Origin of the sequence: Desulfofundulus luciae (assembly GCF_030813795.1) — a bacterium.
GTDB lineage: Bacteria > Bacillota > Desulfotomaculia > Desulfotomaculales > Desulfovirgulaceae > Desulfofundulus > Desulfofundulus luciae.
In genome coordinates, this window is the sequence record NZ_JAUSUX010000006.1 from 50,777 (window position 1) to 64,220 (window position 13,444).

Consider the following 13,444-nt stretch of genomic DNA (forward strand, 5'->3'; position numbering starts at 1 on the left):
AGTCTTGAAAGTAAGGAAGGTGCTGGTATGATAACCATCAAGGACGTGGAGCATGTAGCCCTTCTGGCCCGCCTGGAATTGAGCGAAGAAGAAAAGCAAATGTACACCAAACAGTTGAACGCCATCCTGGAATACGCCCAGATGCTCAACGAACTGAACACCGACGACATCCCGCCCACCGCCCACGTGCTGCCCCTGAAAAACGTCTGGCGGGAAGATGAAGTGGGTGAACACCTGCCGCCCGAAGAGGTACTGGCCAACGCCCCGGAAAGGGAAGGCCAATTCTTCAAAGTGCCGCGGATAGTTTAAGGAGGGAATTTTGTTGGAGCTGTACTACCTCACCGCCCACGAACTGCACGATTTGCTCGTCAAAAAGGAAATCAGCGCCGAGGAAATTTGCCGCGCAGTTTTTGACCGTATTGATGCCGTAGAAGACAAAATCAAAGCCTATGTCACCCTGACCAGGGACAGGGCCTTTGCCCGGGCACGGGAGATCGACCGTAAAATTGCCGCCGGGGAAGAAGTCCCACCCCTGGCCGGCATTCCGGTAGCCATCAAGGACAACATGTGCACCCGCGGTGTACGCACCACCTGCTCCTCGAAAATTCTCTACAACTTTGTGCCCCCCTACAACGCCACGGTGGTGGAAAAGCTGGAGGCCGCCGGCACAGTAATGGTGGGCAAGACAAATATGGACGAGTTTGCCATGGGTTCTTCCACGGAAAACTCGGGCTATTTTGTGACCGCCAACCCCTGGGATCCGGATAGGGTACCCGGCGGGTCAAGCGGCGGCTCCGCCGCGGCGGTAGCGGCAGGGGAAACCATTACCGCCCTGGGTTCCGATACGGGCGGCTCCATCCGCCAGCCGGCGGCGTTTTGCGGGGTGGTGGGATTAAAACCCACCTACGGGGCCGTTTCCCGCTACGGGCTGGTGGCCTTTGCCTCCTCCCTGGATCAAATCGGGCCCTTTACCCGGGATGTCACCGACTGTGCCCTCATGTTAAACGCCATTTGCGGGCACGATCCCCTGGATTCCACCTCGGCGCCAGGGGACATCCCCGACTTCACATCCTGCTTGAGGGATGACGTGAAGGGCCTGAAAATCGGCGTACCCCGGGAATACATGGGGGAGGGCATTGACCCCGCCGTAAAGGAGATCATTGGACAGGCCACCGGGTTGCTGGCCTCCCTGGGGGCGGAAATTGAAGAAACCAGTTTGCCCCACAGCCGTTACGCCCTGCCCACTTATTATTTAATTGCCCCGGCAGAAGCCAGCTCCAACCTGGCCCGTTATGACGGCGTCCGTTACGGCTACCGGGCGGAGGACGCCCGGGATGTGGTGGACATGTTCATGAAGACACGCAGCCAGGGCTTCGGCCAGGAAGTAAAACGGCGCATTATGCTGGGCACGTACGCCCTGTCCGCAGGCTACTACGACGCCTACTACTTAAAGGCCTTGAAGGTGCGCACCTTAATCAAGCAGGATTTTGACCGGGCCTTCGAAAAATTTGATGTGCTCCTGGCTCCCACCGCCCCGTCCCCGGCCTTCAAGCGGGGAGAGAAGACCGGCGACCCCCTTCAGATGTACATGTCCGACATCTGCACCCTGGCGGTAAACCTGGCCGGTATGCCCGGAATATCCATCCCGGCGGGGTTTGTGGATGGGTTACCCGTGGGCATGCAGTTAATTGGCAGGCCATTTGGCGAGGGCACCCTCTTGCGGGTGGCCTACACCTTCGAGCAACACACGGATTATCACCGGCGCCGGCCGTCTTTATAGGGAGGGAAGCAAGCTTTGACTGAATACGAAACCATCATCGGCCTGGAAGTGCACGTGGAATTAAAAACAAAAAGCAAGATCTTTTGCCCGTCCACCACGGAATTCGGGGGGGACCCCAATACCCACGTTTGCCCCGTTTGCCTGGGGTTGCCGGGGGTGCTGCCGGTTTTAAATAAAAAGGTGCTGGAATACGCCATCCGGGCTGCTCTAGCCCTGAACTGCGAAATTGCCGAATACTCCAAGTTCGACCGCAAAAACTACTATTACCCGGATCTGCCCAAAAATTACCAGATATCCCAGTACGACCTGCCCCTGGCCAGAAACGGCTACCTGAACATTGAAGTGAACGGGCAAACCAAGCGCATCGGGATCACCCGCATACACATGGAGGAGGATGCGGGCAAGCTGATCCACCAGGGCACCATTGCCACCTCCCCCTATTCCCTGGTAGACTACAACCGCACCGGGGTGCCGCTCATTGAAATCGTCTCCGAGCCGGATATGCGTTCCCCCGAGGAGGCCCGGGCTTACCTGGAAAAATTGAAGGCCATCATCCAGTACACCGGAGTTTCCGACTGCAAAATGGAGGAAGGGTCTCTACGCTGCGATGCCAACGTTTCCGTACGCCCCAGGGGGAGCCGGGAATTCGGCACGAAAACGGAAATTAAAAACATGAACTCCTTTAAAGCGCTGCAGCGGGCCCTGGCCTACGAAGTAGAGCGGCAAATTGCCGTGCTCCAGGAAGGCGGCCGCATCGTCCAGGAGACCCGCACCTGGGATGAAAACAAAGGGGTAACCCTGCCCATGCGCAGCAAGGAGGAAGCCCACGATTACCGCTATTTCCCCGAGCCGGACCTGGTACCCCTGGTGATTGACCGGCGGTGGGTGGAGGAAATCCGGGCCACACTCCCCGAGCTTCCCGACGAACGGCGCAACCGCTACATCAAGCGCTACGATCTCCCGGCCTACGATGCCACCGTGCTTACGGCCACCAAGGAAATGGCCGATTACTTTGAGGAGTGTGTAGCCCTTTATCCCAACGCCAAGGCGGTCAGCAACTGGATGATGGGGGACCTCTCGCGCCTGTTAAATGCCCATAACATGGACATTACCCGGTGCAAGGTATCGCCCCGGCAGCTGACCGACATGCTCAAGCTGATGGACAGGGGCACCATCAGCGGAAAGATTGCCAAAACGGTCTTCGAAGAGATGTTTGCCACCGGCAAGGATCCGGAACAGATTGTGCAGGAAAAGGGGCTCGTGCAGATTACCGATGAGGGGGCCATTGCCGCCGTAGTGGAGGAAGTGCTGGCCGGCAACGCCAAGGTGGTGGAGGATTATCTGAAAGGAAAGGACAGGGCCTTCGGCTTCCTGGTGGGCCAGGTAATGAAGGCCACCCGGGGCAAAGCCAACCCGGAGCTGGTCAACCGCCTGCTCAAGGAAAAACTCCATTCCAGTTAAAGGCTCACCCTGATGGTAAGGGGCGGGTGAAAACCCGCCCCAATCTAGACCTTTACTGCTTGCCCGTCCGATACCGGTTTCATGGGCGGCTTGGTGACGAAGCTGAGGATGGCGGCCACCACCAGCAGGGCGGCAGAGATCAGGTAGCTGGCATTGTAGCCGCCGGTAAGGTCTGCCGCCCGCCCCGCAATGATTGGCCCGATGAGGGCACCGGCACCCCAGGCGGTAAAGACCAGGCCGTAGTTGATACCGGCATTCTTCAACCCGAAGTAGTCGTAAGTAGCCGAGGGGAAGAGGGAAAGGTTGGCCCCGTAAGCTATCCCGGTGAGAACCGAACCAATAAAGAGGGTTGCCGCACTCTCGTAGGAGGCAAACAGCAGCATGTTGGCCGCTTGAATGGCAAACACCAAAAGCATGGTGTTGGTCCGGCCCAGCCGGTCGCTCAACCATCCGGCCAGTACGCGCCCGCCGGCATTGGCTACGGCCAGCACCGCCACAAACACGAAGCCCCAGTTGATTCCCCCCTGGATCTGGGCAATCTTGGCCAGGTGGCCGATGACCAGCAACCCCGCCGAAGCGGCAAAGCAGAACATCAGCCAGAGCAGGTAAAACTGGGGTGTGGCCAGCATCTCGCGGGGGCTGAAGTCATACTTGGAGCTGGCGGCGGTGGCCGCCCTGGTGGCGGGAGGCTGGCCGCCGTAAGGCACATAACCCGGCGGCGGGAAGGCAAGTACCTGGGCCAGGATGACAATAACGGCTAAGAATATGATTCCTTCGTAGATAAAGGTTCGGGAAATACCGTAATTAGCCAGGAAATACTTTGTCATGGGGGCGGTATAAACCGAAGCCAGGCCGAAGCCGGCCACCACCAGACCGGCAATCAGTCCCTTCTTATGGGGCTGGAACCATTTCACCGCTGCCGGTGTGGGAGCGCCATATCCAAACCCCAGGGCCGCACCAACGATTAGCCCAAAACCGATAGTAATGCCTGCCAGGGACTGGGTAACTCCCGAGATGATCATACCCGCACCGGCCAGGATACCACCTATGGTGGCCACCAGCCGGGGGCCGAATTTATCCACCATACGCCCCGCCGGAACCATGAACAGGGCAAACATCACACAGGCCAGGGTATATGGAAACTGAGACTGGGTTTTGGTCCAATGCAACTGATCAATGAGGGCCGCGGCAAAAACACTCCAGGTGTACAATACACCCAGGGCCAGATTTATACCCATGCCGGCAAGGGGAACCGACCAGGCCCGGGCCAAACTGGGCTGGTTGGGCTGATTCATGGGATACACCTCCGGTCATATTTGGTTTAAACCCACTTGTTACTGCACTGTCTTTTAAATACGATGGGAGTTTCTGCTGGTCATGGCATCCCTCCCCGGGGCATCCCTCCGCCATTTTTATTGTATTTCATTTAACCTTGTAAGAATATAAATTTTCCGGCAAAAGACAAAACCATCGACTAAATGGCTTCGCTTTCGCTCAGAGAAAGCAAAAGGGCCCCCACCTGCCGGCGGTTTTTCTATCCGCAGCCGGATTTTGACCGCTGGGTGCCCGAGAATGGCCACCGGGAGGAAGCACCCGGGTGAGCGTGGGCCAGTCTAAATAATGCTTTTCAGTTAGCCAATTTCATGGTATTATTAAAGCTGTATATTTTTGTGTCGCAATTTGCTACGGGCCTTCGGGAAAAGGACACAACAAGGGGTGAAAAAATGAGTGAAAAACTGACTGAAAAAGAAACCGGGAAAAACGAGCAAAGGAAAATTATTATCGTGGATACCACCCTGCGGGATGGCGAGCAGACGGCAGGAGTGGTCTTTGCCAACCGGGAGAAGGTACGCATAGCCAAGTTTTTAGATGAAATTGGCGTGCACCAAATCGAAGCAGGCATCCCAGTAATGGGCGGCGATGAAATGGAAGCCATTAAGGAAATTTGCAGGGCGGGCCTTAAAGCCAGCATTATGGGGTGGAACCGCCCGGTAATCAAAGATATCGAAGCCTCCCTGGCCTGCGGGGTAGATGCCGTGGCCATTTCTATTTCTACCTCGGATATCCACATTAAATATAAGCTGCAAACCAGCCGGGAATGGGTGCTGGAGCAAATGGTCAAGGCCGTGGAGTTTTCCAAGAAAGAAGGCATGTATATCTCGGTTAACGCCGAAGACGCCTCCCGCACCGACATGGATTTCCTGATCCAGTTTGCCAGGGCGGCCAAGGAGGCCGGTGCCGACCGGTTGCGCTACTGCGATACCGTGGGTATTCTGGATCCCTTCACCACCTACGAGCGCATTCAAACCATCCTTAAACATGTGGACATAGATATTGAGATGCATACCCATAACGACTTCGGTATGGCCACAGCCAACGCCCTGGCCGGCGTCAGGGCCGGTGCTACTCACGTGGGGGTGACCGTGATCGGCCTGGGTGAGCGGGCAGGAAACGCCGCCCTGGAGGAAGTGGTCATGGCCTTGAAACACTTGATGGGCATTGTTCTGGGATTCAAGACCGAGATGTTCCGGGAAATTGCCGAGTACGTGTCCCGGGCTTCCGGCCGGGAGCTGCCGGCCTGGAAGGCCATTGTGGGCTCCAATATGTTTGCCCATGAATCGGGTATCCACGCTGATGGCGCCCTGAAGAACCCGAAGACATACGAGGCCTTCCATCCGGAAGAGGTGGGCCTGGAGCGCCAGATCGTGATCGGCAAACATTCCGGAACCGCCGCCCTGAAGGCCAAGTTTGCCGAATATGGGATCCATCTGAGCGAATTCCGGGCCCAGGAGCTGCTGGCCAAAGTACGTGCTTACTGTGTAGCCTTAAAGCGGCCGCTCTTCGACAAGGAGCTCATGTATATCTACGAAGACTATTTTGGAAAGAAGTGAATCCGCTTTGGGTCAGACCATCATTGAAAAAATTCTTTCCAGTCACAGCGGTCAGGAGGTCTATGCCAACGATATTGTGGTGGCCCGGGTTGACTTCATCATGGGTCAGGACGGTACCTCCCCCCTGGCCATCCGGGCCTTCGAGGAAATGGGGGGTTCAAAGGTCTTTGATCCCGACCGGGTTGCCCTTGTTATCGATCACAGTGCCCCGAGCCCCAATGAAGGGGTATCGGCTTTGCACCAGTTGATGCGCCGGTTCGCCCGGGAAAAGGGCATTCATCTTTACGACATTGGAGAAGGTGTCTGTCACCAGGTGGTGCCGGAAAGCGGGCGGGTGGGTCCCGGAACCCTGGTCATTGGTGCCGATTCCCATACCTGCACCTACGGGGCGCTCAATGCCTTTTCCACAGGCGTGGGTTCCACCGATCTGGCCGGTGCCCTGATTTCGGGGCAGATGTGGTTTAAAGTGCCTGAAACCTTCAAGTTTGTCTGTCACGGTACCCTGCCCCGGGGGGTTTACGCCAAAGATCTTATTCTGTATCTCATCGGTGATGTAACAGCCGACGGCGCCACTTACATGGCGGCGGAATACACCGGTGAAGCTATAGCCGGCCTGTCCATGGACGGGCGTTTTACCATTGCCAACATGGCCATTGAAATGGGGGCCAAGGCGGGTTTAATGGAAGCCGACGAAAAAACCTTCGCCTGGCTGGCCCGGTTTACCCGCCGGCAGTTCATCCCCGTAAGCCCGGATCCTGATGCCCGTTATGCCCGGATCAAGGAATATGACGTATCAAACCTGGAACCCCAGGTGGCCCGGCCCCACCGGGTAGATAACGTCTGCCCGGTGGCGGAGGTGGCCGGAACCCCCATCCAGCAGGCGGTGATCGGCACCTGCACCAACGGGCGGCTGGAGGATTTACGCATCGCAGCCCAAATTCTGGCCGGAAAGCGCATCCACCGGGACGTTCGCCTGATTGTCGCACCCGCTTCCAAGCGCATTTACCTGCAGGCCATGCAGGAAGGAATCATCCAGACCCTGGTGGAAAGCGGTGCCGCCGTGGTTACCCCCGGCTGCGGGCCCTGCGTGGGCACCCATAACGGCGTGCCTTCCGATGGGGAGAATGTAATCTCCACGGCCAACCGGAACTTTAAAGGCCGCATGGGCAACAGCAAAGCTTTTATTTACCTGGCCTCCCCGGCCACGGTGGCAGCCTCGGCCCTCACCGGACGGATCACCGACCCGCGGGAGTTTTTGGGTTAAACTGAACATAAAGTAGGTGACGGGATGCTTTTACAGGGAAAGGCCCATAAATTTGGCAATGACGTAAATACCGACTACATCATTTCGGGTAAGTATAAATTTAAAACCCTGGACATGCAGGAACTGGCCAAACATGTCATGGAGGACCTGGACCCTGACTTTTACCGGAAGATTAACGCGGGCGATTTCATCGTGGCCGGCCGTAATTTTGGCTGCGGCTCATCCCGGGAACAGGCCCCCCTGGCCATTAAACACGCCCGCATTTCCGCCGTGCTGGCCAAATCCTTTGCCCGCATTTTTTACCGCAACGCCATCAATACGGGGCTGCCCGTAGTGGAATGCGACACCGACCAGATCGACCCGGGGGATGAGCTGGTTGTGGACCTAAGCACCGGCGTGATTACCAACAAAACGAAAGGCCTAACCATTGCGGCCAAACCCCTCCCCCCGGTGATGATTAAAATCCTCAACGATGGCGGCCTGGTGGCCCACTTCCGGAAATACGGCGGTTTTAATTTCGATTAGGCAAGCATTAGGAGGAATTAAGCGGTGGCACATAAAGTAACCCTGATCCCCGGTGACGGCGTGGGCCCGGAAATTGCCCAGGCCGCCCGCCGGGTTATCGATGCCAGCGGTGCAAATATTGAATGGGAAGTGGTAGAAGCCGGGGAAGCATTGATCCCCAGGTACGGCACTCCTCTACCCGGGCATGTACTGGATTCCATCCACCGGAACCGGGTAGCCTTAAAGGGACCCATTACCACCCCGGTGGGAGGAGGCTTTCGCAGCGTAAACGTTACCCTGCGCCAGGAATTAAACCTTTACGCCAACGTGCGCCCGGCCCGCACCCTGCCTGGAATAGTCACCTGTTACCAGAACGTGGACCTGGTGGTGGTAAGGGAAAATACGGAAGACCTTTATGCGGGCATTGAACACCGGGTGGGCCCGGATGCGGCCGAAAGCATCAAAATCATCACCCGCCAGGCCTCGGAGCGCATTGCACGCTTTGCCTTCGAGCTGGCTCGAAAACAGGGGCGCAAAAAAGTCACCGCCGTACATAAGGCCAATATCATGAAGCTCACCGATGGCCTGTTTTTGGAATGCGCCCGGCAGGTGGCCCGGGAATACCCGGATATTTTCTTTGAAGACATGATCGTCGACGCCATGTGCATGAAACTGGTACAGGCCCCGGAAAACTACGATGTCCTGGTGCTCCCCAACCTGTACGGGGATATCGTCAGCGACCTCTGCGCCGGCCTGGTGGGCGGCCTGGGTGTCGCCCCGGGAGCAAACATCGGCCACGAGGTAGCGGTCTTTGAGCCGGTTCACGGCAGCGCCCCCAAACATGCCGGCAAGAACCGCATTAACCCCCTGGCCATGATTTTGTCAGGCATAATGATGCTGCAGCACCTGGGGGAAGATGAGGCGGCCAACCGCATATACGAGGCCGTGCTGGCCGTACTGCGGGAGGGCCAGGCCCTGACCTACGACCTGGGAGGCAATGCCGGTACCAGTGACATGGCCGATGCAATTATAAGTAAAATGCATGCTTAAAATGCAGGGTACTGCACTTTAAGGACATTAAGGAAGCTGAAAAAGCCCGCCGGAGCCGGAAACACTGGCCCCTGGCGGGCTTTTTTTTCCATTGCTGGCCTCCGCCGAAGATGGGCATCAGTACCTGCAGAAGAGCCTAAAAGTTATGTGCATAAAAAAGGTCAGCCGGCATAATAATAAGCCTGTGGCCTGATTTCGCTTACCGTTACAGCCAGGAGGTGATGTTGTTTGGCGCATCCAAGCAATTTCGGGGAAGGTGAGGGGCGGCTGAAAGCCATGCACGACGCCGGCTTCCCTGGAGGAGTTGTGGTCGATCCCACACCGATCACAGCCTACGATGAGATCACCGTATTTTACAACGGATTGCTGGCCCAAAGCGGCGCCGAACAGGTTTACCTGCACGTGGGATTCGGGGACCCCCGGAACTGGCACAACGTCCAGGATTTGCGGATGTCCCGCACGGGATGGGGTTTTGTCAAAACGCTGGAAATGCCCGACGAAAGTCGCTTCAACTTCTGTTTCCGGGACAACGCCTATAACTGGGATAACAATAACGGGCTCAACTGGAGTTTCGAAATCCATAACGGCCAGCGCCGGATTTAAAATTTCCAGGGAAGCTTTATGGTCACCACTGGCTTTAAAGCACAGCTTGCCATTTGCCTCTTAAATCCCTACCGCCAGGGCCCGGTAGGGATTTCACTTTAGGGTAAAAGCCAAAAAACGGAGCAGGGAGGGAAAAACTTTTTGCGCATCCTGATGCTTTCATGGGAATACCCGCCTAAATCCGTAGGGGGACTGGCCCAGCACGTCTACGACCTGTCCTGCGCCCTGGTGGGAATTGGAGAGGAGGTACACGTGCTCACCTGCGGGGCACCCGGTATTCCCGATTACGAGCAAGTAAAAGGCGTACACGTCCACCGCTTTCATACCTACCAGATATCTGCCCCCCATTTTGTCACCTGGGTTGCCCAACTGAACATAGCCATGCTGGAACGGGCCATCCCGCTCTTCTCCGAATTGGGAGGGGTACATATCATCCATGCCCATGACTGGCTGGTGGCATATGCGGCCCGGGCCCTAAAACACGCCTGGCGCCTGCCCCTGGTAGCCACCATTCATGCCACCGAATACGGCCGCAACTGTGGTTTACATAATGATATCCAGCGACATATTAGTGACATTGAATGGTGGCTGACGTACGAGGCCTGGAAAGTGATCTGCTGCAGCCAGTACATGAAAAATGAGGTGCATCACGTCTTTCAAGTGCCGGATGATAAGATCGAGGTCATCGTCAACGGGGTTAATCCGGCCAATTTTGCCACCCGCACCATACGGGTAACCAGGGACCAGTTCGCCGCGCCCGACGAACGCATCGTTTTTTATGTGGGACGGCTGGTGCGGGAAAAGGGTGTCCAAGTCCTTTTAGACGCCGCCCCGCAAATTCTAGCCCGGCATCCCCAGACCAAATTTATTATTGCGGGCAAAGGCCCTTACGCGGAAGAACTGCACCGCCAGGCCGCCAGCCTGGGCATTGCCCAGCGGGTTTATTTTACCGGGTATATAGATGACGAGGTACGGAACACCCTGTACAGTTGGGCCGATGTAGCCGTCTTTCCCAGCCTGTACGAACCCTTTGGCATTGTCGCCCTGGAAGGTATGGCCGCCCGGACTCCGGTGGTTGTGGCGGATACCGGCGGCTTAAGTGAAATTGTGGAACATGGAGTGGACGGTTTAAAGTTTTACCCCGGCAACAGCCGTTCGCTGGCCGATATGATCGTCTGGCTGTTACAGGACCGCCGGCTGGCCCAGAACCTGTGCCAGCGGGCTTTTCGCAAGGTGCAGGAAAAGTTCAACTGGCATGATATTGCCCTTGCCACCAGGCGGGTTTACCGGCAGGTGTGGAATGAATACCGCCACGTTCCATGGTACAGCCCGTACATGCGTAGCAACCGTCTGTTCACCCGCATGTCCAAAATCTTCGCCCGGGCCTAACCCGGGTTTTTAGTCCAGAACAGGAGGGATTAAATGAAAGCAATCATTATGGCCGGGGGAGAGGGTTCCCGCCTGCGCCCCCTCACCTGCAACCGCCCCAAGCCCATGGTGCCGGTAGCCAACCGGCCCATGATGTCTCACATTGTGGAACTGCTGAAAGCCCACGGTTTTACCGACGTGGCGGTAACCCTGCAATACATACCGGAAGCGATCCGGGATTATTTCGGAAACGGCGCCCGGCACGGGATTAACATGCAGTACTTCATCGAGGAAACCCCCCTGGGCACCGCGGGCAGTGTAAAGAATGCCCGGGAGTTTCTGGATGAAACTTTTCTGGTGATCAGTGGAGACGCCCTTACGGACCTGGATCTATCCCGGGCCGTTGAATTTCACCGCCGGCAGGGAGCCATGGCCACCCTGGTGCTCACCCGGGTGAGCTGTCCCCTGGAGTACGGTGTGGTTATCACCAGACCCGACGGGCTTATCACCCAGTTTCTAGAAAAACCTGCCTGGGGTGAAGTCTTCAGTGATACGGTAAACACAGGCATCTACGTGCTGGAACCGGAAGTCCTGGAATATATCGAACCCGGCCGCATGGTCGACTTCAGCAAGGACCTCTTTCCTCTACTGTTGCGGGAGAAAAAGCCGCTGTTCGGCGTGGTGCTGCCGGGCTACTGGTGCGACATAGGCAACTTGCAGCAATACTTACAGGCCCATCAGGACGTTCTATCGGGCCGGGTGAAAATTACCATTCCGGGCCGGGAAATTCAACCGGGAGTTTGGGTGGGTGACGGAGCGGATATCAGTACCGGCGCCCACATTACCGGTCCGGTCCTGATTGGAGGCGGGTGTTACATCGGTCCCGGCGCGAAGATAGATCCGTTCAGCGTCCTTGGAGAAGGTTGTTTAATCCAGGAACGGGCCTCCATCAAGCGCAGCGTTCTGTGGAACAACGTATATGCGGGGCCGGGGGCGGCCTTAAGGGGGGCCATCGTAGCCAGCCGCGTGCAGGTGCAGGCGCACGCGGCAGTATATGAAGGAGCCGTCATTGGCAGTGACTCGGTGATCCAGGAAAGAAGCATAATCAAACCAGGCGTGAAGTTATGGCCCCATAAACTGGTGGAAAACGGTACCGTTGTCCAAAACAGCCTGGTCTGGGGTACCAGGTATCCGAAGAAAATTTTCGGGCTTGAAGGGATAAGCGGCCTGGTCAATGTGGAATTAACTCCGGAATTTGCCTGCCGGGTAGGAGCGACCTTTGCCTCGGCCATGGGCAGCCGGGGGGTGCGCCTGGCTGTAAGCAGCGATGCCTGCCCGGCTTCCCGGATGATTAAAAGCGCCCTGACCTGCGGGTTGCAGTCGGCCGGCGCACAGGTGGTGGACCTGGGTACCGGTATTACCCCCATGCAGCGTTTTGCCGTGCGCCATCTGGCGCTGGCCGGAGGGGTACATGTACGGCTATCTCCCCACCGCTCCGACCATGTGACCATGATTTTTATCAACGGCAAGGGCGGGAACATTTCCCGCAACGTCGAGCGAAAGGTGGAGAACCTGCTCATGCGCGAAGACTTCCACCGGGTTGAACCGCAGGCCATCCTTCCCCCGGAGTTTGTTCCCGGCGTTCCCGAAAGTTACATCGAAGCCCTGATGCGGGATCTCGACCCGGCAGCGCTGGAGAAAGCGCGATTCCGGCTGGTGGTAGCCTACGACCGGGATAATTTGGGCCCCTTCCTGGAACATCTGACCGGAAGATTGGGCGTTATAGTGGAAAACCTGGACCTTCCGGCAGGCACCCATTCCACTGCCTGGCGGAATTACCAGGAAGTGTTGCCCCTCTTGGGCCGGCGGGTGCGGGAAACGGGTGCTTCGGCCGGGGCGCTCCTGGATGCCAGCGGCGACCGGCTGGTGCTGGTGGATGAACGGGGGCGGGTAATCCAGGATAACCTGCTTACCGCCCTGATCGCGCTTATCATCCTCCGGGCCCGGGGAGGACCGGTGGTAGTCCCGGTTACGGCCCCGCGGGCCATTGATACCCTTGCCGAAAAGTACCGGGGACGGGTGGTACGCACCAAGACGGCCGTCCAGGACTTTGTGGAAAAAGTGCTGGGACAAGATGAGTTCCAGTTCCTCCTGAATTTTGATGCCCTGGGGGCGCTTATCCGCATCCTGGAGTTTGCCGCCAAAAACGGGCTTACCCTCGGTAAGCTGGTAGATGAAATACCCACCTTTTTTATGGACCAGAAGGAGGTGCCCGTGCCCTGGGAGGCTAAAGGCCGGGTGATCCGGCGGTTGATTGAAGATCCCCCCACCGCACAACTGGAATTGCTGGATGGTGTCAAGGTTTTTCACCCCCAGGGATGGGCGCTGGTCCTGCCGGACCCCGACGAACCGGTTTGCCGGGTATTCACCGAGGGAGCATCCATGGAAATCGCCCGGTCCTTGAGTGATTTTTACATTGATAAAATAAGTCAAATTGCTTCTGCCGAAGCTACCGGTTAAAAA

The 13,444-nt window shown here is 57.1% G+C and carries 11 protein-coding genes; 10 read left to right on the plus strand and 1 reads right to left on the minus strand.

The window, feature by feature from the left end; genetic code table 11:
• Window positions 1–27: 27 nt before the first annotated feature.
• Genes gatC through gatB form a run of 3 tightly spaced genes read left to right on the plus strand, consistent with a single transcriptional unit; the run spans window position 28 to window position 3,241 of the window.
• Window positions 28–309: an Asp-tRNA(Asn)/Glu-tRNA(Gln) amidotransferase subunit GatC gene (gene gatC / locus J2Z49_RS05120; protein WP_307400439.1), complete on the plus strand. Its 282-nt coding sequence runs from the start codon at window positions 28–30 to the stop codon at window positions 307–309.
• 13 nt (window positions 310–322) lie between these two features.
• On the plus strand, window positions 323–1,780 hold the full coding sequence (gatA, locus tag J2Z49_RS05125) for an Asp-tRNA(Asn)/Glu-tRNA(Gln) amidotransferase subunit GatA (RefSeq protein WP_307400441.1): 1,458 nt from the start codon (window positions 323–325) through the stop codon (window positions 1,778–1,780).
• A gap of 15 nt (window positions 1,781–1,795) precedes the next feature.
• Window positions 1,796–3,241, plus strand: coding sequence for an Asp-tRNA(Asn)/Glu-tRNA(Gln) amidotransferase subunit GatB (gatB, locus tag J2Z49_RS05130; RefSeq protein WP_307400444.1), 1,446 nt, complete (start codon window positions 1,796–1,798; stop codon window positions 3,239–3,241).
• A 44-nt stretch (window positions 3,242–3,285) separates the two neighbouring features.
• Here the strand turns inward: gatB and J2Z49_RS05135 are convergent, their stop codons facing one another.
• On the minus strand, window positions 3,286–4,536 hold the full coding sequence (locus tag J2Z49_RS05135; protein ID WP_307400446.1) for an L-lactate MFS transporter: 1,251 nt from the start codon (window positions 4,534–4,536) through the stop codon (window positions 3,286–3,288).
• Window positions 4,537–4,965: 429 nt separating this feature from the next.
• Here J2Z49_RS05135 and nifV point away from each other — a divergent pair, with 429 nt between their 5' ends.
• The 7 genes from nifV to J2Z49_RS05170 all read left to right on the plus strand — a co-directional run bounded on the left by nifV (window position 4,966) and on the right by J2Z49_RS05170 (window position 13,441).
• Entirely contained in the window at window positions 4,966–6,132 is a 1,167-nt protein-coding gene (gene nifV / locus J2Z49_RS05140; RefSeq protein ID WP_307400448.1) for a homocitrate synthase, read from the plus strand.
• A 7-nt stretch (window positions 6,133–6,139) separates the two neighbouring features.
• Entirely contained in the window at window positions 6,140–7,396 is a 1,257-nt protein-coding gene (locus tag J2Z49_RS05145) for a 3-isopropylmalate dehydratase large subunit (RefSeq protein ID WP_307400450.1), read from the plus strand.
• A 24-nt stretch (window positions 7,397–7,420) separates the two neighbouring features.
• Window positions 7,421–7,921, plus strand: coding sequence for a 3-isopropylmalate dehydratase small subunit (locus J2Z49_RS05150; RefSeq protein WP_307400452.1), 501 nt, complete (start codon window positions 7,421–7,423; stop codon window positions 7,919–7,921).
• 24 nt (window positions 7,922–7,945) lie between these two features.
• Window positions 7,946–8,950, plus strand: coding sequence for an isocitrate/isopropylmalate dehydrogenase family protein (locus J2Z49_RS05155; protein WP_307400453.1), 1,005 nt, complete (start codon window positions 7,946–7,948; stop codon window positions 8,948–8,950).
• Between the two features lie 228 nt (window positions 8,951–9,178).
• On the plus strand, window positions 9,179–9,553 hold the full coding sequence (locus J2Z49_RS05160; RefSeq protein ID WP_307400455.1) for a carbohydrate-binding protein: 375 nt from the start codon (window positions 9,179–9,181) through the stop codon (window positions 9,551–9,553).
• A 141-nt stretch (window positions 9,554–9,694) separates the two neighbouring features.
• Window positions 9,695–10,942 carry a glycosyltransferase family 4 protein gene (locus tag J2Z49_RS05165; RefSeq protein ID WP_307400457.1) on the plus strand — a complete coding sequence of 416 codons (1,248 nt, stop codon included), beginning with the start codon at window positions 9,695–9,697 and terminating at the stop codon, window positions 10,940–10,942.
• A 33-nt stretch (window positions 10,943–10,975) separates the two neighbouring features.
• Window positions 10,976–13,441: a mannose-1-phosphate guanyltransferase gene (locus J2Z49_RS05170; protein WP_307400458.1), complete on the plus strand. Its 2,466-nt coding sequence runs from the start codon at window positions 10,976–10,978 to the stop codon at window positions 13,439–13,441.
• Window positions 13,442–13,444 lie beyond the last annotated feature (3 nt).

What these genes read in the sequence shown, in the direction of transcription:
- J2Z49_RS05150 (WP_307400452.1), top strand. Translation starts at nt 7,421, where the DNA reads ATGCTTTTACAGGGAAAGGCCCATAAATTTGGCAATGACGTAAATACC.
- gatC (WP_307400439.1), top strand. Translation starts at nt 28, where the DNA reads ATGATAACCATCAAGGACGTGGAGCATGTAGCCCTTCTGGCCCGCCTG.
- nifV (WP_307400448.1), top strand. Translation starts at nt 4,966, where the DNA reads ATGAGTGAAAAACTGACTGAAAAAGAAACCGGGAAAAACGAGCAAAGG.
- J2Z49_RS05135 (WP_307400446.1), bottom strand. Translation starts at nt 4,536, where the DNA reads ATGAATCAGCCCAACCAGCCCAGTTTGGCCCGGGCCTGGTCGGTTCCC.
- J2Z49_RS05170 (WP_307400458.1), top strand. Translation starts at nt 10,976, where the DNA reads ATGAAAGCAATCATTATGGCCGGGGGAGAGGGTTCCCGCCTGCGCCCC.